Source organism: Pseudomonas sp. GW460-LB5, assembly GCF_059423245.1.
Genome location: NZ_JBWKXT010000022.1, coordinates 19,691 through 37,582, shown reverse-complemented (window position 1 = coordinate 37,582; position 17,892 = coordinate 19,691). Strand labels below are relative to the sequence as shown.

At 62.6% G+C, this 17,892-nt stretch carries 19 protein-coding genes; 8 read left to right on the top strand and 11 right to left on the bottom strand.

Features of this window, described 5'->3' with window-relative positions; translation table 11 throughout:
- Positions 1-19: 19 nt before the first annotated feature.
- Genes AC07XM_RS15120 through ureG form a run of 6 tightly spaced genes read left to right on the top strand, consistent with a single transcriptional unit; the run spans position 20 to position 4,418 of the window.
- Positions 20-337, top strand: coding sequence for an urease subunit beta (locus tag AC07XM_RS15120; RefSeq protein ID WP_016486441.1), 318 nt, complete (start codon positions 20-22; stop codon positions 335-337).
- The gene (ureC, locus tag AC07XM_RS15115) at positions 334-2,037 is read left to right on the top strand and encodes an urease subunit alpha (protein ID WP_060516646.1); all 1,704 of its coding nucleotides are present in this window, start codon (positions 334-336) and stop codon (positions 2,035-2,037) included. Before AC07XM_RS15120 ends, ureC begins: the two co-directional genes overlap by 4 nt.
- A 10-nt stretch (positions 2,038-2,047) precedes the next feature.
- Positions 2,048-2,545: an urease accessory protein UreE gene (ureE, locus tag AC07XM_RS15110; RefSeq protein WP_016486443.1), complete on the top strand. Its 498-nt coding sequence runs from the start codon at positions 2,048-2,050 to the stop codon at positions 2,543-2,545.
- 18 nt (positions 2,546-2,563) lie between these two features.
- Positions 2,564-3,109 (top strand): HupE/UreJ family protein, encoded by a 546-nt coding sequence (locus AC07XM_RS15105; RefSeq protein ID WP_016486444.1) that lies wholly within the window; start codon positions 2,564-2,566, stop codon positions 3,107-3,109.
- Entirely contained in the window at positions 3,109-3,783 is a 675-nt protein-coding gene (locus tag AC07XM_RS15100; protein WP_060516645.1) for an urease accessory protein UreF, read from the top strand. The genes AC07XM_RS15105 and AC07XM_RS15100 overlap by 1 nt, the downstream gene beginning before the upstream one ends.
- An 11-nt stretch (positions 3,784-3,794) precedes the next feature.
- The gene (gene ureG / locus AC07XM_RS15095; RefSeq protein ID WP_010953755.1) at positions 3,795-4,418 is read left to right on the top strand and encodes an urease accessory protein UreG; all 624 of its coding nucleotides are present in this window, start codon (positions 3,795-3,797) and stop codon (positions 4,416-4,418) included.
- Between the two features lie 163 nt (positions 4,419-4,581).
- Here the strand turns inward: ureG and AC07XM_RS15090 are convergent, their stop codons facing one another.
- From AC07XM_RS15090 to mcpP, 11 genes are all read right to left on the bottom strand, one after another.
- On the bottom strand, positions 4,582-5,310 hold the full coding sequence (locus AC07XM_RS15090; protein WP_023049176.1) for a DUF899 domain-containing protein: 729 nt from the start codon (positions 5,308-5,310) through the stop codon (positions 4,582-4,584).
- 95 nt (positions 5,311-5,405) lie between these two features.
- Positions 5,406-7,607, bottom strand: a complete 2,202-nt coding sequence (locus tag AC07XM_RS15085; protein ID WP_102689213.1) for an LTA synthase family protein — start codon at positions 7,605-7,607, stop codon at positions 5,406-5,408.
- A 136-nt stretch (positions 7,608-7,743) separates the two neighbouring features.
- Positions 7,744-9,024 (bottom strand): fibril amyloid transporter FapF, encoded by a 1,281-nt coding sequence (fapF, locus tag AC07XM_RS15080; RefSeq protein WP_016486448.1) that lies wholly within the window; start codon positions 9,022-9,024, stop codon positions 7,744-7,746.
- A 46-nt stretch (positions 9,025-9,070) separates the two neighbouring features.
- Entirely contained in the window at positions 9,071-9,823 is a 753-nt protein-coding gene (fapE, locus tag AC07XM_RS15075; protein ID WP_016486449.1) for a fibril amyloid subunit FapE, read from the bottom strand.
- Positions 9,824-9,868: 45 nt separating this feature from the next.
- Positions 9,869-10,549, bottom strand: coding sequence for a fibril amyloid maturation endopeptidase FapD (gene fapD / locus AC07XM_RS15070; RefSeq protein WP_016486450.1), 681 nt, complete (start codon positions 10,547-10,549; stop codon positions 9,869-9,871).
- Positions 10,550-10,610: 61 nt separating this feature from the next.
- A complete protein-coding gene (gene fapC, locus AC07XM_RS15065) occupies positions 10,611-12,062 on the bottom strand; it encodes an amyloid-like fimbrin subunit FapC (protein WP_016486451.1) in 1,452 nt (483 codons plus the stop codon).
- 50 nt (positions 12,063-12,112) lie between these two features.
- A complete protein-coding gene (fapB, locus tag AC07XM_RS15060; protein ID WP_016486452.1) occupies positions 12,113-12,691 on the bottom strand; it encodes a fibril amyloid subunit FapB in 579 nt (192 codons plus the stop codon).
- A gap of 1 nt (position 12,692) precedes the next feature.
- A complete protein-coding gene (gene fapA / locus AC07XM_RS15055) occupies positions 12,693-13,133 on the bottom strand; it encodes a functional amyloid chaperone FapA (RefSeq protein WP_016486453.1) in 441 nt (146 codons plus the stop codon).
- A 297-nt stretch (positions 13,134-13,430) separates the two neighbouring features.
- Complete coding sequence (locus tag AC07XM_RS15050) at positions 13,431-14,000, bottom strand: AAA family ATPase (protein WP_016486454.1); 570 nt, start codon at positions 13,998-14,000, stop codon at positions 13,431-13,433.
- Positions 13,997-14,563, bottom strand: coding sequence for a nicotinamide riboside transporter PnuC (pnuC, locus tag AC07XM_RS15045; RefSeq protein ID WP_016486455.1), 567 nt, complete (start codon positions 14,561-14,563; stop codon positions 13,997-13,999). The genes AC07XM_RS15050 and pnuC overlap by 4 nt, the downstream gene beginning before the upstream one ends.
- Positions 14,564-14,676: 113 nt before the next feature.
- Positions 14,677-16,311, bottom strand: a complete 1,635-nt coding sequence (gene mcpP, locus AC07XM_RS15040; RefSeq protein WP_016486456.1) for a methyl-accepting chemotaxis protein McpP — start codon at positions 16,309-16,311, stop codon at positions 14,677-14,679.
- Between the two features lie 300 nt (positions 16,312-16,611).
- On the opposite strand from mcpP, the gene AC07XM_RS15035 reads away from it, so the two are divergent.
- The gene (locus AC07XM_RS15035; RefSeq protein WP_031312576.1) at positions 16,612-17,442 is read left to right on the top strand and encodes an undecaprenyl-diphosphate phosphatase; all 831 of its coding nucleotides are present in this window, start codon (positions 16,612-16,614) and stop codon (positions 17,440-17,442) included.
- Positions 17,435-17,848 carry a DUF1294 domain-containing protein gene (locus tag AC07XM_RS15030; RefSeq protein ID WP_016486458.1) on the top strand — a complete coding sequence of 138 codons (414 nt, stop codon included), beginning with the start codon at positions 17,435-17,437 and terminating at the stop codon, positions 17,846-17,848. Before AC07XM_RS15035 ends, AC07XM_RS15030 begins: the two co-directional genes overlap by 8 nt.
- Positions 17,849-17,892: the final 44 nt, after the last annotated feature.

Sequence of the window (17,892 nt, the reverse complement as noted above, 5' to 3'; positions counted from 1 at the left end):
AACTGCCCAGGAGCCCCGCATGATCCCAGGTGAAATCCAGGTCGCCGCTGGCGACATCGAACTGAACAGCGGCCGGGAAACGGTCAGTGTCAGTGTGGCCAACCACGGCGACCGGCCGGTGCAGGTCGGCTCGCACTACCACTTCTACGAAGTCAACGAGGCGCTGGTGTTCGATCGTGCGCCAACCTTGGGCTTTCGCCTGGATATCCCGGCCGGCACCGCCGTGCGCTTCGAGCCTGGCCAGGCGCGCACTGTGCAACTGGTGGCCTACGCCGGCAAGCGTGAAGTCTATGGCTTCCAGGGCAAGGTGATGGGCCCGCTGGAGGGCAGGGTATGAGCCGTATTTCCCGCCAGGCCTATGCCGACATGTTCGGGCCCACCGTGGGCGACCGCGTGCGGCTGGCCGACACGGCATTGTGGGTAGAGGTGGAGAAGGACTACACAATCTACGGCGAAGAGGTGAAGTTTGGCGGCGGCAAGGTCATCCGCGACGGCATGGGGCAGGGCCAGATGCTGGCCGCTGAGGCCATGGACCTGGTGCTGACCAACGCGCTGATCATCGACCACTGGGGGATCGTCAAGGCCGACATCGGCATCAAGCACGGGCGTATCGCGGTGATCGGCAAGGCCGGGAACCCGGATGTGCAGCCGGGCGTCAACGTCCCGGTGGGCCCCGGTACCGAAGTGATCGCGGCCGAGGGCAAGATCGTGACGGCGGGGGGTGTCGATTCGCATATCCATTTCATCTGCCCGCAGCAGGTGGACGAGGCACTGAACAGCGGCGTCACGACCTTTATCGGCGGCGGCACCGGCCCGGCCACCGGCACCAATGCAACCACCTGCACGCCTGGCCCTTGGTACCTGGCGCGTATGCTACAGGCCGCCGACAGTCTGCCCATCAACATCGGTTTGCTGGGCAAGGGCAATGCCTCGCGGCCAGAAGCGCTGCGTGAGCAGATCGCGGCCGGTGCGGTGGGCCTCAAGCTGCATGAAGACTGGGGCTCGACCCCGGCGGCTATCGACTGCTGCCTGGGCGTTGCAGAGGAAATGGACGTCCAGGTGGCGATCCATACCGACACCCTCAACGAGTCCGGTTGCATCGAAGACACCCTGGCGGCCATCGGCGACCGGACCATCCACACCTTCCACACCGAAGGTGCCGGCGGTGGCCACGCGCCGGACATCATTCGCGCTGCGGGGCAGGCCAACGTGCTGCCATCCTCGACCAATCCGACCCTGCCGTACACGGTCAACACCGTGGACGAGCACCTGGACATGCTCATGGTCTGCCATCACCTGGACCCGAGCATTGCGGAGGACGTGGCCTTTGCCGAATCGCGCATCCGCCGCGAAACCATCGCTGCCGAGGACATCCTTCACGACATGGGTGCATTTGCCATGACCTCGTCCGACTCTCAGGCCATGGGCCGGGTCGGTGAAGTGGTGCTGCGCACCTGGCAGGTTGCCCACCAGATGAAACTGCGTCGTGGGCCTTTGGCGCCAGACACGGCCTACAGCGACAACTTCCGGGTCAAGCGCTACATCGCCAAGTACACCATCAACCCCGCGTTAACCCACGGCATCGGCCACGAAGTGGGTTCGGTGGAGGCGGGCAAGCTGGCCGACCTGGTGCTGTGGTCGCCGGCGTTCTTCGCGGTCAAGCCGGCCCTGGTGATCAAAGGCGGGATGATCGTCACCGCGCCCATGGGCGACATCAACGGCTCCATTCCCACACCGCAGCCGGTGCACTACCGGCCGATGTTCGGCGCCCTCGGCGCCGCACGGCATGCCACGCGCATGACCTTCCTGCCCCAGGCGGCAATGGAGCGCGGCCTGGCCGAGGAGCTGAACCTGCGCAGCCTGATTGGCGTGGTCAACGGCTGCCGCCGCGTGCGCAAGCCGGACATGGTCCACAACACCTTGCAGCCGCTGATCGAAGTCGATGCGCAGACCTACCAGGTGCGTGCCGACGGCGAATTGCTGGTCTGCGAGCCCGCTAGCGAACTGCCGCTGGCACAGCGTTATTTCCTGTTTTGAAGGAGCACCGATGATTGTCTTGACCCGCCGTATCACCGACCCCGGCACGCTTGCTGTAAGCGGCACCGTCACCCTGGACGTGGACAGCCGCATCAAGAGCCGCCTGCGGGTAACCCTGGACGATGGGCGCGAAGCCGGGCTCATGCTGGAGCGCGGCCACCTGTTGCGCGGGGGAGAGCTGCTTGCCGATGCTGACGGCAGCCAGTTGATCCGCGTACTGGCGGCGCCCGAAGCAGTGTCGACGGTGCGCTGCGCCGATCCACACCTGCTGGCTCGCGCGGCCTATCACCTGGGTAACCGCCACGTGCCCCTGCAGATCGAGCCTGGTCTGTTGCGCTTCCAGCACGACCATGTGCTGGGCGACATGCTGCGTGGCCTGGGCCTGACGGTAGAGGCCGAACAGGCACCGTTCGAACCTGAAGCGGGGGCCTACCAGAGCGCCCCGCATGGCCACAGCCATGCACACGGCAACGATCACCCGTTCGTACGCCTGCCTGCCCATTCCTGAACTGCCTTGGAGCAACCAATGAAAAAGACGCTCGCATTGTTTCTGCTGATGCTGGCCCTGCCAGCCTTCGCCCACCCTGGCCATGACAGCAACCCGCTGCAGGACGGCCTGTTGCACCCGCTGACCGGCCTTGACCATCTGCTGATGCTGCTGGGCACCGGGGTTCTCGCTGCATTGACCGGGCGCAGCCTGACGTTGCCCCTGGCAACCCTGGCGGCGATGTTTGGCGGCGCGGTGTGTGGCCACCTGTTTGGTGACATGCTGGGCATGGAAACCTTGATCGCCCTGTCGCTGCTGGTGGCTGCCGGGGCAGTGCTGCTGCCGAGCCGCCAGTTGCTGCTGGCCATGGCCATGCCGGTGTTCGCCTTGTTCCACGGCTGGGCTCATGGGGTGGAAGCCACGCCAAGCGCGTTCTGGCAATTCAGCGCAGGGTTTGTCGCGGTCAGCGGCTTGCTGCTGGCGGCGGGCTTTGCGGTCGGTTGCCTGTTGCGCCGCCACAGTGGCCTGCAGAAGGCCTTTGGCGGTGGCTTGCTGGCCGGCGCCGCGCTGGTGCTGGCCGGTTGATGGACAGCGACCTGGCATTGCTGCGCCTGCTGCAGCTGGCCAGCCCCGGCTTGCCGGTGGGGGGCTTTACCTACTCGCAAGGTCTGGAGTGGGCAGTCGAGGCGGGCTGGGTAAGGGGCGCGGACGGTTTTGCGGCCTGGCAGCGGGAGCAGGTCGACGACACCTTGGCCTGCCTCGACTGGCCGGTGCTGGCGCGTCTGTACCACGCTTGCCAGGGCGAGGATGCCGCGGCGTTCGCCCACTGGAGCCGTTTTCTGCTGGCCAACCGCGAGACCGCCGAGTTGCGCCTGGAAGAACAGCAGCGCGGCGCGGCGCTGGCCCGGCTGCTTGATGGCTGGCAATTGGGCCAGGCCCCGGCCTGGCGTGCCAGCCTTGAATTGACTCAACTGGGCGGCATGGCCTGGCTGGCTGCGCACTGGGCAATCCCGCTGCGCCCGCTGGCCCTCGGCTATGGCTTTGCCTGGCTGGAGGGCGCGGTAATGGCAGGAGTCAAGCTGGTGCCTTTCGGCCAGCAGGCTGCCCAGACCTTGCTGCGCGACCTGGGCACCGGCTTGCCGGCAGCCCTCGACCGGGCATTGGCCCTGGGCGATGACCAGCTCGGTGGCGGCCTGCCATTGCTGGCCATTGCGTCATCGCGTCACGAAACTCAATACACCCGTTTGTTCCGTTCCTGAGGACTGCCTTCATGCAAAGCTATCAACAACCCCTGCGCGTCGGTGTCGGCGGCCCGGTCGGTTCCGGCAAGACTGCACTGCTGGAAGCGCTGTGCAAGGCCATGCGCGACCATTACCAGATCGCCGTGGTCACCAACGACATCTACACCAAGGAAGACCAGCGCATCCTGACCGAGGCTGGCGCCCTGGAGCCGGAGCGCATTGTGGGCGTGGAAACGGGCGGCTGCCCGCATACGGCGATCCGCGAAGACGCCTCGATGAACCTGGCTGCCGTCGAGGCGCTGGCGCGCAAGTTTGGCAACCTTGAAGTGATTTTCGTCGAAAGCGGCGGTGACAACCTCAGCGCCACGTTCAGCCCGGAGCTCGCTGACCTGACCATTTACGTGATCGACGTGGCCGAAGGCGAGAAGATTCCGCGCAAGGGTGGGCCAGGCATTACCAAGTCGGACTTCCTGGTGATCAACAAGACCGACCTGGCGCCTTATGTAGGGGCTTCATTGGAAGTGATGGAGCGCGACACCCAGCGCATGCGCCCGCAGCGGCCGTGGACCTTCAGCAACCTGAAGAAGGGTGAGGGGTTGCAGGCAGTGATTGATTTCATTGTCGAGCGCGGGATGCTGGGTGTGCGTGGCTAATAGCGATATCCGTACTGCGCGGGCTCTTGCAGGAGCGGCCTTGTGTCGCGAAAGGGCCGCGAAGCGGCCCCGGCAGTATTCGCGTCCGCGCTGAAATCCGGGGGCTGCTTTGCAGCCCTTTCGCGACACAAGGCCGCTCCAGCAACGATTGCGTCTGGTTTGGTCAGTTGTGGCAGCAGTGTGGCTTGTCTGGCTGCCCTTCATAGCGGTCATGGTGCCGCACCCAGTCCATAGTCCCGCTTTCGTTGCGCCCCAGTGGCGCAATGTCCAGGAAGTTGTACGTGTTGACCAGAATGTCCAACCCGCGGGCGTAGGTGGAGTAGGTGTGGTACACGCTGCCGTCCGGTTCGCGGTAAAACGCACTCAAGCCGGGCAGTTCGCTTTCACTGCCGTCATACGGCGCATAGTTGTACTGCCGTTCACCCTCGCTGGCGACACTGACGCCAAAGTCCTCGTTGAAACCACTGCCCTGTGACGAGTACCAGGGAAACTGCCAGCCCATGCGCCGACGGAACGCCTGAAACTCGGCATACGGCGCTCGCGATACCGCCACCAGCGACACATCGTGGTGAGCAAGGTGCAGGTTGGCACCGTCAAAATGGTCGGCCAGGAACGAGCAGCCGGGGCAGCCTTCGCTCCAGCCCTCGGCGAACATGAAGTGGTAAAGCAACAGCTGGCTGCGCCCCGCAAACAGGTCGGCCAGGCTCAGTTCGCCGTCCGGCCCCTGGAACTGATAGTCGTGCTCGACCCTGACCCAGGGCAGGGCGCGACGGGCTGCTGCCAATGCGTCGCGGTGATGGGTAAAGGCTTTTTCGTGCAGCCACAGTTGCTGGCGGGCCGCCAGCCACTGGCTACGGGAAGCCACCGGATGCCTGCTTTCGCTTGTGCTCATGGTGCTGTCTCCACGCTGGGGGATTCACACACTAGACGAGCACGCTCTGTTCTATTCGACAGGCACCGGTGGCCATGCGATGAGCGGTACGTCGCTCAGCCCGAATGGGCGATATGCCCCTCGGCCAGTTCATCTTCTGCGTCATCTTCGCCGGGCAGCGCGGTGATCACGCTGAAGTCGCTGACTTCAACCTTGCCGCCGCCGTAGCCTAGCAAGTGAAAGGAAAACGCTTTGCGCTCGGTCGGGTTGTCAAAGCTGAACTCCATTTCCAGGGGTTCGTCGGCGGTGACCCTCAGTTCAGCAGGCAAGCCCAGCGGTACGTCCTGTTCCAGTTGCTTGGCCTTGAGCTGGATGTAGGCCACACGCTTGGGGTCCAGCGAGCGCACCTTGACCCGCACGCGGGTATGAGAGCCTCCCGGCATTTCCAGGTACTGGGCGCCGATCAGGTTATCGGCCCAGTCATCGTGAATGCGCTTGCGCAACTTGATCGGCGAAGGGCCGCCGAACTGGTAACGCAGGTTGAGCGGGGTTTGCAGCAGTGACTGGTCGAGCACCCCGGCCAGGGCGCCGATCTGCTGGCCCAGCAAGCTGTCACCCTGGCCCAGGTAGCGGGCCTGGTCGGCAATGAAACCCTCACTGGCGTAACGCCGGCAGCGTTGCTGGAAGTCACACTCGGTGAAGACGCCCTGCCCGTCGTGGTAGCGCAGCATGCCGTTGGTGTAGGAAATCATCTCGCGGCCTGTGTCGTAGTCGCGGTACAGCGAACGGCCGCCAAGCGCCATGGGGATAGGCAGCGCAAAGTAGTCGAGCAGGGAAGTGGCCATATCGATATGGCCGTAGGTGCCGCGTTTGACAGGCGGCAACTGCGCCTGCTCTGGCGCCAGGGTGAGGTTGAAGCCCCAGGACGACGCCAGGCGCACGCCGTCGATGCCATGGGACTCGTCGGAGGTCACTACCACGAGGGTGTCTTTTAGCACGCCTTGGCGTTCGAGGTTGTCGAGGAAAGCCCCCAGCGCGTCGTCCAGGTAGGCAACCGCTGCCTGTTTTGGCGTGGCATAGCGCTCAAGGTACTCGGCTGGGGCGGAGTAAGGCTGGTGGGTACCCACCGTGAGCAGGGTCAGCATCCATGGCTTGTCCTGTTTCTGCAATTGGCCGACATAGTCCAGCGCCCCTTCGAAAAACGCCCGGTCATCCTTGCCCCACGGGAAGTCCAGGTAGTTCTTGTTGCGGAACCACTCCAGGCCATGCACCGAGTCGAAACCGATATGCGGCATGATGCGGTCCTTGGCCATGAAGCGCAGGCCGGCACCTTGCAGGTAGTGGGTGGTGAAGCCAGACTGGCGCAGTTGCGCTGGCAGGCAGGCCTGGTTGCGTTCGTTCTGGGTCAGCAGCTCTACGCCTTTGGGCGTGCCATTGGCCAGCTTGTCGTAATCACCACACAGCATCGCGTACAGGCCGCGGATGGTCTGGTGGGTATGCAGCACGTAGTCCGGGGTGTTCATGCCGCGCTCGGCCCATTGGCTGAGCTTGGGCATCAGGTCTTCGTCGAAGCGGCTGTGCAGGGCCTGGCGGTTGGGCCGCAGGTAGGCGCCGGGGATACCTTCCACCGTGATGACCAGCAGGTTGCGAGCGCTGCCTGGCCCGGCCAGTAGCCGCTGCCCGTTCAGGTCGGATTGGGTCAGGCCACTGCTGGCCAGCGGTGTGAAGGTTTGCGTGTGGCCCATCCAGCCTTCGACCGTGCGCTCCAGGATGCCGACACCGGCTGACATCAGTTGGTGAGTGAGGTTGTACTGCCGCCACTGGTCGGCGTCGGTGGGTGCCAACTGCTGGCTGCCCCAGTGAGCACCGAACAGCAGCACTGGAATGGCCCATGCCTTGCGGGGTAGCGGCATGCTGCGTTGGGTACGGCCGCGCCAGACGGTGACCAGCCAGCCCAGAAGGCCGGCAGTAAGGGTCAGGGGCAGCCAGGGGTGCGCCAGGCCGCCACCTGTCGAATTTTCCATGAATTGCGGGTCGACCAGGTAGGTCAGGTCGGCGCTGGTTGGCAGCCGGCCTACCGCGCTAACCAGTTCGGCCGAGGCCACCCACAGCGCTGCCCAGGCCAGCAGCACCGGCAGGGCCAGCCACCATGGCCGACGGTGTAGCAGCAATACCAGCAGGCTGCCGAGGGCGAGGTCGGACAGGTAGCCGAGCGGGTTGGACCAGCCCAGCATGGCGCGCGTACCCAGTGGGATCACCAGTACCAAGGCTGCCAACGCGGCAAGCCGGGTACGCGGGTGGTCTGACAGGTTCTTCACAAAAACTTCCCTTTTGCCATTAAATCGTCATGCATCTGTGCTGGATGATAACAGGCCGGGGAAGGGAAAGCGGTTTGCTACAAGGCTGGTAACCAAAAGCCGGGCCCGCTAGCGCGGGCCTGGCCGAGGGCAAGCCTCAGAAGTAGTAAGGGAATTTCAGGCTGAAGGAAAAGTCGGGGGCATCGTCGGTCAGACCAATGGACAGGTTGGGTACGATGGTCAGGTTGTTGGTGGCGGCGAAGGTCAGGCCGATGTTGAAGTTGGCGGCGTTGTAGTCACTGTTGGAGATCGACTGCCAGTCGCCACCGTCCGGCTTGATCTTGCTCTTGCGGGCAAACTGGTCAGACACCGAGAACGACATGCTCATCTTCTCGTTCAGGGCAAAAGCGATACCGCCGCCAATTTGCCAGGAGTCGCCCAGCTTCACGTCACCCGGCACCTTGCTGTTGACCTGCGGGCTGATGTCGCTGAACGAGTCCTGCATGTTGTAGGTGTACGAGAGGCTGCCGAACAGCACCGCCGGGTCGAAGGTCTTGACCAGCGAGATGCCTGGCGTGATCGACCACACGCCGTTGCCGGTCGGCAGGCTGTCCGGGACGGACAGGTTGCTGTTGCCGTCCACTTCGCGCAGCTTGATGCCATAGGGGTCCTTGCCGGTCGGCGCCTTGACCCTCAGGGTGGCAACGGCGTCAGGCCAGGTTTCGTCCTCGTCGAGGAACTTATAGGCCACGCCAACGTTGATGTCGCCGATTTCCGGGTCGCGCGTGACGGTTGCATCGGAGGTACTGGCCCCGGCGCCTCCCGCACCGCCGGAAGAGTAAGTTGATTCGCGGTACACCACGGGGACGTTTATGTCGAACTGCCAGCGCTGCGCCAGGTTGTAGCGCGCGGTCATGTCCAGGGTCCAGTTGTCGGCCTTGATCCGGTCAAGGTTGATGCTGCCGAGGAAGATCGAATCCAGCGCCAGGAAGCCATTGAGCGTCAGCGCACGGGTATCGTAATGGGTATAGGTAACACCCGTTTCGAAGCTGAACTTGCCTCCGCCAAAGAATCCGCTGGCTTCGTCATACAGGTTGGAAACGCTTTGCGCCGGTTCGGAATCGGCCGTCAGCGCCTGACCGTAGGAGCTGCCTGTGGCCCCCGGTGTGCCTGACGCGACGGTCTGCGCGCCTTTGACCCCTTCGGCGGGGGACTTGACCAGGCGCTTGGGCGGCGCCGCTGCCGGGGCCTCCTCGACCTGGCGCACCCGCTGTTCAAGTACCATCAGTGCCTGTTGCTGGGCCTCGTAGCGGCGTTTGAGCTCGATCAGTTCCTGTTTCAGCGCTTCCACTTGTGGATCGGCGGCTGCGTAGAGTGCGGTGGCGGGGGCCAGGGTAGTCAAACACACAAAAGCTCTGAGCGTTAAAGATCGGTACATGGAGTTGCCGTCCCTTCCAACTACTTTTGATGAGACTGAGCGTAGATCAGTATCCGAAAGTGCGAAGACCTTTGAGCTGGTCAAGGCTGCCATTGAGCGAAGCCGCTGTCGGCACGTTCTCGCGCATGACGACATTCAACGATGTCATGTTGTTGACCCGGTTGCCGTTGCCGAGCAAAGTCGAATTCTGCATCAGCCCCCCCTGGGCCAGGCGCTGCACGCTGCTGCCCTGGTTGTTGCTGGCATTGATGTTGAGCTGCACACCTACGCCGCTTGAAGACACGCTGAGCGAGCCGGCGCCGTTTTCCCCGAGCAGGGTCTGGCCGGCGGCCAGCACCTGGCCTTGCTGTTGCACGGCGGGGGCCTGGTTGGCCTTGGTAACGTTGATATCGACGTTGTTGTAGGCCGTGTTGTTGTCGCCGGCCGCACGTACCACCTGGGTCACACCCTCGGTAGTAGCAAGGCCATTGCCGCCGGTGACCACGCCAGTCCCGGCAGAGGGCGCACTGGTCGAGGCAGTACCTGTACCTTTTTCATCAATCATCGATACATAGAACTGGGGCTTGATGGTCGATTGCTGAACTTGAAGCGTGGAGGTCGCCCCGATCACATCGCCCTTGGCGTTTTGCCAGGTGCTGCTCATGACGATGCCGAAGCTGACGATCCGCCCCGGCATCACATAGCGGCCACGCAGGTTTGCCAACTCCTGGTCCTTCAGTTCAATGGGTTTCAACGCCTCGGCGTGGCTTGGCAAGCTGGCAGCCAGGCAGGCCATGGCCAGCCACAATGAAGTCTTCATGAAATGCTCCCTGGAGCATCATGCTCCTTGTCATTAGAACAGTCGTTAGAAGAAGTCGCTTTTGATGAAGCCGAAGTCCAGCAGCTCGTTGTCCTTCACCGGGGTGAAGGTGTCCACCCGGCCCTTGGCGGTCAGGGGCAGGGGCGGGTCGAGCAGGATGTTGTTCTTGTCGTAACCCTGACCGATCACGGCGAAGATGATGCCGTTCCAGCCCTTGAGGAAGTCTTCGACTTTGTAGCGTTTGTGGCCCAGTACCGGGTCACCGATGTAGACCCAGCCTTTGTCGACCTTCTGCATGACCACGAAGTGCTTGTAGCCACGCACATCCATCAGCACGACGACCGGGATGCGCACGCTGTGCAGGGTGTCGGGTGCCACGCGGTAACCGCGGGCACGCATGCCCAGGCTTTCGACGTAGCGTTTCATGTCGAGCATCGAGAAGCCTTGCGTGCGCACCAGGTTCTGGTCGGCGTGGGCCAGCATGCCTTCGATGATCTGATGTTCGTCCACATCCAGCCAGTAGGCCTGGCGCAGAATGGTGGCCAGCGCGGCGGCGCCGCAGCTGAAGTCGGTTTTTTGTTGCACCAGGTCGGCGAATTTGCGTTCGCGCACGCTCTGGAGAGGCTTGAACACCACGGCGCCGCCCGGCAGGACGGACAGCGGCATTTGTGCGGCTTCGCTCACGCTGGCCAGGCACAGCAAAAACGCCAAGGCGAAAATACGCATGATCGGGTGCCTTACGGTGTGTTGGAGAAAGGCCCCCCGGAGGGGGCCTCAAGCGCAGCGTTTAGAACGAGGTGTTGGAGATGGCCAGCGAGTTGCTCTGCTGGTTGCCCACACCGGCCGCCACGTTCACGCCCAGGTTGCCGCTGCCACCGTTCACCGAACCGCTAAGGGTTGCAGTATTGGTAACAGGGTTGGCCCAGCCGGTCGGGGTCAGCACTTGGAAGGACACGGTATTGCTCAAGTCGTAAGCACTGCTTTCGCTGTAGCTCTTCGAAACGTCGTTCGAGGATTGTTTCGATTTTTCGCCAGACTTCGAGAAGTCAGACGCCGAAGCATTCTCGTACGAAGAGTCGTGCGACTTGGTGTACGAAGAGTCCTTGGACTTGTCGTACGACGATTGATGCGACTTGTCGTAGTTGGAGTCGAATGCTTTCTCGAACGACGAGTCGTATGCACTTTCGTGCGACTTGTCGACCGATACGTCCAGCGACGCATTCAGCGAACCATCGAAGCTGCTGGAGCGGGTGCGCTCGCGACGGCCATCATCGGTGGTAAGGGTACGCGTAGCGTTGGCTGCTGCATCCAGCGAAGCGTTCAGGTTGGCGCTGCTCGACGAGCTGTTGCTACCGCTGGCAGAGCCGCTGGCACCCCAGCTGTTAGAGCCGCTTGCGGTCGAACTGTTGGACCCGCTGGCATTGCTGGATGCCGAGCCGCTGGAGTTCCAGCCACTGGAGCCGCTGGAGCTGGCGCTTTGCGAGCCGGCCACGCTGAAGCTCGACGACGAGCTGCGGTCGTCGGTCGAGTTGAACGTGCCATCGCGCGAGCTCGAACCGCTTGCCGAGGTGGTGATGGTAATCGTATCAACCCGGTAGGTGCGGTCTGCGCTGTTGTTCACAGTCAGGCCTGGGCCGTCCTGGTTGGCGGAAGCAGTGGCAGTGGCGTTACCCAGTGGGGCACCCGTGTTGGCGATGGCCATGGTGTTTTTCTGTTGGTTGAGGTCGCCACCGGCAATGTTGATGCCGATGTTGCCCTCAGCCCCGCTGGCCGAGCCGCTCATCACAGCCGAAGACTGGGTCGAATAGTTGTCGACCCGGTTGTTTCTGCTGGTTTGCTCAACGTCGGCAGTGGCATTGGCCATGCCGAACACGAAGCTGTTGTCCAGGCTCGACTCGGAGCCGGCATTGGCGATGGCAGCGGCGTTGTCTTGCTGGTTGCCGTTACCGGCGGCGACGTTGATACCAACGTTGCCGCTGGAGCCTGTGCCCGAGTCACTCATCTCGGCTTCGTTGATGGTGCCTTGATTGCTGATGCGATTGTTGGTGCTGCTTTGGGTATCCCAGGCATTGGCCGTTGCATACACAGGGATCTTGGTGGGTGGAGGCGTGTGCTGACCATTGTTATTGTGGCCGTTGTGGTGGTCGTTGCGCCGATCGTTTTGTCCAGCTTGTACAGCAACAGCCATGACCGCAGCAATTGCGAACACCAGAGGCTTGATTGCCATCGAGGGTTTCATGGTGATTCTCCGTACTTTATTAGGTTAAGTGTTGTTCTTAACTGATTGGGTCAATCCGCGACCCGGATGCTCAAGGTGTTGGCCATTCGGTTTCCCACCCCGGCACTCTGATTCAGCTGGATCACCCCACGGCTACCGGTGAATGCCTGGTCACTGGTGGTGACCTGGCGATGGCCGAGTGCGGTGTCAGCTGGATCGGAGTTGTTGAGCAGCGCCACGTTCTGCTGCATGAGGACGCTGTCGTCGATGCTTTGCGGTTGAGCGCTGAGGCTGATGCTCAGGGCATTGGCTTGCTGGGTATTGGCACCGGCGCTCTGGTTGACACCCAGTGCGCCACTGCCGTTGCTGAATGCGTTGCCTTGAATGGTTGAGCGGGCATCCATCGCAGGGTCAGCCGGCGTGTTGAGCCGTTGCCGGATCTGTGTGCTGGCGTTCGCTTGCGGCCCGACGGCGATGGCGCGGGCATTGACCTGTTGCTGCTTGTCACCCGCGGCCTGGTTGACAGAGAGGTTGCCCTGATAGCGGCTGCCGGAATCGTCGATGTCGGCGTTGTTGATGACGGGCACCAGGGACTGGGCGAGGGCTGGCGCACTGCACAGGGTGGCCAGAATCAGCAGCATGTGCTTCATCTCACTTGCCCCCGCCTGTCAGGATCTGCAACGGAGCGAGCCCGCGCTGAACACTTGAGTTGACCATGTTCGCGATCCCGTTGCCCGATCCCCCGGTGCCGCGCCCACCCGACAGGTTGGGCAGTTGGTTCTGATTGCCGAGGTGGCCACCCAGGTTGTTGGTTTGCTGGGTGATCATGTTGCTGATGCCTGCGCCACTGCTGATGCTGGCGAAATCGCCATCACTCAGCTCGTTGGTCTGCTTGAGCACGTAGGCAGAAGGGTTGGCATTGACTGTAGTAGGGCTCGGGTCAGGGATCAGGGGCGGTATCGTCGCATTGCGCACCTGCACATCGCGCTTGATGATGATGATCCCGTTGTCCGCCTGGGCCGTCAGGCTCAGTGACCCGAATACACAACCCAGCAGTACCAAGTGATAGAGGCGTTTGTCACTCTTCCTCACGACGGCAACTCCTTCTTTGTGCGCTGGCCCTGTTCAGCGATGCGAACAACAGAGCAGAAGGTGTGCCGCTTTTGAGAAGCGTTTGCAGATCAATGGGTTAAAGCAAAGGGCTGAGAATCTGCGGCGTATTCTGTCTCAGGGTTGATACAGATAGCCCGGGGGATTGCTGGCCAAGCCAGCAGTGGCTTTGACTGGAAGGGTTTTTGCAGGGGTGTTTCACTGGCTTGACAGTGACCCCGATGCGGGGGCAGGCCCCGCATTTTCGGGGGCTTTGCCCCACCGGTGTGTCTCAGAGGCTTAACACTCGGTCGGGCATGCTGGCGTATCGCTATTAAGCAGTGTAGCAACCGCTTGCAGGGCCAGCAATTGGCGCTGTGGCCAATTGCCTTCAAGTATTTGGTGTGGCTGGTGGTGCCGCTTGAGCCAAGCCAGGCTGTCGTTGAAAAAGCGTTGGCGGTCGTTGAGATCGGGCTGGCTACGCTGGCCATCAGCAACCCAGTCCACGCCTTGTGGGCTCAGCAGCAGGTGCAGGTCGTAACGCCGGGCAAGCAGTGCCTGTTCCAGCCAGGGCGGGCAGTCATCGAACAAGGCGTGGCTCCAGAGCATGTTGCTGAGCAGGTGAGTGTCAAGGATCAGCAGTGGCGGGGCCTGCTCGCGGGCCCGGTCCTCCCAGGCCAGCTGGCCCCGGGCGATGGTGGGGATATCGGCGTAGCAGGTATCGCGGCACTCTTGGTCGATGAAGTGGCGCACGTACTCGGGCACCACCACGCCGCCGAAATGCGCCTGAATCACACCACTGAGCCAGCTCTTGCCACTGGATTCGGGGCCGCACAGTACCAGGACCTTCATGGGCTGCTCTGCGTTCATGCCTGTACCAACGCCGGATCCCGACGCCATTCCAGCCAGCCGCGCACGGCGATCAGGGTAAGCACGGCGAAGAAGCCCGCAGTGAAATACAGCTGCTGGTGCAGGTACTGGCCCACATAGACGATGTCCACCACCACCCACAGCGGCCAGCATTGCAGGCGCTTCTGGGCCATCCACAGTTGCGCTACCAGGCTGAAGCCGGTGAGGGTGGCGTCGAGCCAGGGCAGGGCGGCATCAGTCCAGTTGGCCATGGCTGCACCCAGGGCTGCGCTCAACAGCAGCCCGGCAGCCAGGCCACTGAGCAGTGCAGGGCGTTGCAGGCGGGAGACCTGGCGGGCATCTTCAGCATGGCCGGGGCGCTTCCATTGCCACCAACCGTACAGTTGCAGGATGGCGTAGGCCAGTTGCAGGAGCATGCCCGAATACAGCTTGACTTCGAAGAACAGCCAGCCATAGATCAGCACCATGACCAGCCCGATCGGCCAGCACCAGGCGTTCTGCTTGACCGTTAGCCAGACAGCGGTAACGCCGAGGACGGCGGCGATGAGTTCAAGGCCGGACATCGGCGATCCTTGGAGAGTCTATCGAGGGAAGGGCGCGATTGTAGCGGTTCGGCTGGGGAAGGTGTAGGGCGTCAGGTGGCCGGGGCCGCAAAGCGCCCCCGGCAATCTGAAGGTCAGACCCGGAACTGGCGCAGCAATTGTTCCAGTTCCTCGCTCAACTGCCCCAACGCCACTCCGGCATCACTGGACTGCCGCGCCGCATCGGCAGTCTGCTGGGACAAACCGGCGGTATCCAGCACGTTGCGGTTGATCTCCTCGACCACATGCGCCTGCTGCAAGGTGGCGCTGGCAATGGACGCATTCAAGGCGGTGAGGTTGTTCAGCGCCTGGTTGATGGCATCCAGGCTGGCGCCGGCCTCGCGGGCTTGCTCGACGGTCTGGCGCGAGGCTTCGCTGCTGGTGTCGATCGCCTTGACCGCCGCGTCCGACTGGCTTTGCAGGTGCGCGATCATGGTATGGATCTCGGCCGTCGACTGCGCGGTGCGCTGGGCCAGCAGGCGCACCTCGTCGGCGACCACGGCAAAGCCGCGGCCTTGCTCGCCGGCCCGCGCGGCCTCGATGGCCGCGTTCAGCGCCAGCAGGTTGGTTTGTTCGGCGATGGAACGGATGACATCCAGCACGCCGCCAATGCGCGTGCTGTGCCCGGCCAGGTCGCGGATTACCTGAACGGCCTGATCAATGGTCAGCGACAGCCGATCGATCTGTGCCAGGCTGCCGTGGATGGCCTGTTGGCCGTGCGTCACCTGCTGCTGGGCAGTGCGCATTTCGCCGGCGGCCTGTTCGGCGGTCTTGGCCACGTCTTGCACCGCGTAAGTCACCTCGTTCACGGCGGTGGCCACCTGATCCATCTGTAGCGATTGCTGGGCACTGCGCTGTTGTGCGGCCCCCGCATTGTCACCGACGTGCCCGGCGGACTGGGCCAATGCATGGGCTGCACCCTGCAACTGGCCGACCACCCCTTGGAGCTTGCCGTTGAAACGGTTGAAGTGCTCACCCAAATGGGTGATTTCGTCACGGCCATGCGTATCCAGGCGCCGGGTCAGGTCGCTCTCGCCGCTGGCGATGTTGCCCATGGCCTGCACGGCCTCCTGCAAGGGGCGGGCGATGCTGCGGGCAATCAGCAAGACCACCAGCGCCATCAGCAGGGCAATGCCCACGCCGACCAGCGAGGCGTCGCGCAGCTGGCGGGCGAACTCGGCCTGCACGTCATCGACGTATACGCCCGACCCGATGATCCAGCCCCACGGCTTGAACAGCTGTATATAGGAAGTCTTGGCCACCGGCTCGCTGGCGCCCGGCTTGGGCCAGCGGTAGTTCACCGGCCCGGCGCCCTGCTGGCGGGCCAGTGCGACCATCTCGTTGAACACGGCAAAACCGTCGGGGTCGCGAATGGCCGAAAGGTCCTGGCCGTCAAGCTTGGGGTTGGCCGGATGCATGATCATCTTTGGCCCCAGGTCGTTGATCCAGAAATAGTCGTCGTGGTCGTAGCGCAGCGCTCGCACCACTTGCAGCGCCTGTTGCTGGGCGGCTTCGCGGCTGAGTGCACCGGCCGCCTCCAGCCCCTGGTAATAGGCCAGCACACCGGCTGCTGTCTGCACCACGTGGCGGGTCTTCTCCGCCTTGGCCTGGTACAGGTCACCGTGGATCTGGCGCAGCATCAGCAGGCCCAGCACCACCAGCATGGCCACCGCCACTACAAGGATCAGCCACAAGCGACGGCTGATCGACATTGATCTCAAGGTCTTCATCCACGAGCTCCCGCATTGTTCTTTTTATAGAGGTGCATCCAAGCATGCTTTGCGGCAAGGCCCCACACGACTAATGGCTAGGTGCTATCTTTGTCAGAGTCTGTAGCAGGTCGCGTAAAGCGATTGCAAAGGGGCTCTGTCAGGATTTCGGCCGCGCAAGATGAAACCTTTAGCAGCCGTGAACTTTTCTACTGGCGTTGCGACCAACAGTCGCTGTAAAACAGCCGGGCCGCGTGCGGCAACTTCAAGCAAATCAAGAACAAGGGGCGTGCAACAGGCAGCGCTCCATCCGGGGGAATGATGGATTTTTGGACTGCCTTTCAGGCAATCATCTTAGGCGTGGTCGAAGGGCTGACGGAGTTTCTGCCGATCTCCAGCACCGGGCACCAGATTATCGTCGCCGACTTGATAGGGTTTGGCGGTGAACGGGCCATGGCTTTCAACATCATCATTCAGCTGGCGGCGATCCTGGCAGTGGTGTGGGCGTTTCGCGGCAAGATTCTCGATGTGGTATCTGGTCTGACCAGCCAGCCCAAGGCACGGCGTTTCACCGGTAACCTGCTGTTGGCGTTCTTGCCGGCGGTGGTACTGGGCGTATTGTTCGCCGACCTGATTCATGAGTACCTGTTCAACCCGGTCACCGTGGCGACGGCACTGGTGGTAGGCGGCATCATCATGCTCTGGGCTGAGCGTCGCGAGCACCGCGTGCAGGTCGACCATGTAGACGACATGCGCTGGAGCGATGCGCTGAAGATCGGTTTCGTCCAGTGTCTGGCGATGATCCCGGGCACTTCGCGCTCCGGCTCGACCATTATCGGTGGCCTGCTGTTCGGCCTGTCGCGCAAGGCGGCGACCGAGTTCTCGTTCTTTCTGGCGATGCCGACGATGGTGGGTGCGGCGGTGTACTCGGGCTATAAGTACCGCGACCTGTTCCAGCCAAGTGACTTGCCGGTGTTTGCCATCGGGTTCGTGACTTCGTTCATTTTCGCCATGATCGCGGTGCGTGCGCTGCTCAAGTTCATTGCCAACCACAGCTATGCGGCATTTGCCTGGTACCGCATCGTTTTCGGGCTGTTGATTCTGGCGACCTGGCAGTTCGGCTGGGTTGACTGGTCTACAGCACATGGCTGAGGCGCTGCGCGGGCAAAGGGCTGACGGCGTGCGCAACGTGCGCTTGAAATTGCTGCTGTTGGGCTTGCTTTGCCTGTTGCCCGGCTTGGGAGCGGTACGCATGGGGTGGAGCCATCAGGCCTGGTGGCCGTTGGCGCTGTACCCGGCAATGAGCCTCATCAGCCTGTTGCTGTACTGGCAGGATAAACAGCAGGCGCGTACGCAGGCCTGGCGCACCCCAGAAAAGGTGCTGCACGCCAGCGAATTGCTGGGTGGGTGGCCGGGTGCGCTATTGGCCCAGCAGTTGTTCCGGCATAAAACCCGTAAGGTTTCGTACCAGTTGGTGTTCTGGGGGATTGTGCTGATGCATCAGGTGTTCTGGGCCCACTGGCTGTTTTTTGAGGGGCGTTATCTGCCTTTCAATTGATTTTTGCCTGTATCGGCCTCTTCGCCGGCTTGCCCGCGAAGAGG

What these genes read in the sequence shown, in the direction of transcription:
- fapE (WP_016486449.1), bottom strand. Translation starts at nt 9,823, where the DNA reads ATGAAGACTTCATTGTGGCTGGCCATGGCCTGCCTGGCTGCCAGCTTG.
- fapB (WP_016486452.1), bottom strand. Translation starts at nt 12,691, where the DNA reads ATGAAGCACATGCTGCTGATTCTGGCCACCCTGTGCAGTGCGCCAGCC.
- pnuC (WP_016486455.1), bottom strand. Translation starts at nt 14,563, where the DNA reads ATGTCCGGCCTTGAACTCATCGCCGCCGTCCTCGGCGTTACCGCTGTC.
- AC07XM_RS15090 (WP_023049176.1), bottom strand. Translation starts at nt 5,310, where the DNA reads ATGAGCACAAGCGAAAGCAGGCATCCGGTGGCTTCCCGTAGCCAGTGG.
- AC07XM_RS15050 (WP_016486454.1), bottom strand. Translation starts at nt 14,000, where the DNA reads ATGAACGCAGAGCAGCCCATGAAGGTCCTGGTACTGTGCGGCCCCGAA.
- ureE (WP_016486443.1), top strand. Translation starts at nt 2,048, where the DNA reads ATGATTGTCTTGACCCGCCGTATCACCGACCCCGGCACGCTTGCTGTA.
- ureG (WP_010953755.1), top strand. Translation starts at nt 3,795, where the DNA reads ATGCAAAGCTATCAACAACCCCTGCGCGTCGGTGTCGGCGGCCCGGTC.
- fapD (WP_016486450.1), bottom strand. Translation starts at nt 10,549, where the DNA reads ATGCGTATTTTCGCCTTGGCGTTTTTGCTGTGCCTGGCCAGCGTGAGC.
- fapC (WP_016486451.1), bottom strand. Translation starts at nt 12,062, where the DNA reads ATGAAACCCTCGATGGCAATCAAGCCTCTGGTGTTCGCAATTGCTGCG.
- ureC (WP_060516646.1), top strand. Translation starts at nt 334, where the DNA reads ATGAGCCGTATTTCCCGCCAGGCCTATGCCGACATGTTCGGGCCCACC.
- fapF (WP_016486448.1), bottom strand. Translation starts at nt 9,024, where the DNA reads ATGTACCGATCTTTAACGCTCAGAGCTTTTGTGTGTTTGACTACCCTG.
- mcpP (WP_016486456.1), bottom strand. Translation starts at nt 16,311, where the DNA reads ATGAAGACCTTGAGATCAATGTCGATCAGCCGTCGCTTGTGGCTGATC.
- AC07XM_RS15100 (WP_060516645.1), top strand. Translation starts at nt 3,109, where the DNA reads ATGGACAGCGACCTGGCATTGCTGCGCCTGCTGCAGCTGGCCAGCCCC.
- AC07XM_RS15035 (WP_031312576.1), top strand. Translation starts at nt 16,612, where the DNA reads ATGGATTTTTGGACTGCCTTTCAGGCAATCATCTTAGGCGTGGTCGAA.
- AC07XM_RS15105 (WP_016486444.1), top strand. Translation starts at nt 2,564, where the DNA reads ATGAAAAAGACGCTCGCATTGTTTCTGCTGATGCTGGCCCTGCCAGCC.
- AC07XM_RS15120 (WP_016486441.1), top strand. Translation starts at nt 20, where the DNA reads ATGATCCCAGGTGAAATCCAGGTCGCCGCTGGCGACATCGAACTGAAC.
- AC07XM_RS15030 (WP_016486458.1), top strand. Translation starts at nt 17,435, where the DNA reads ATGGCTGAGGCGCTGCGCGGGCAAAGGGCTGACGGCGTGCGCAACGTG.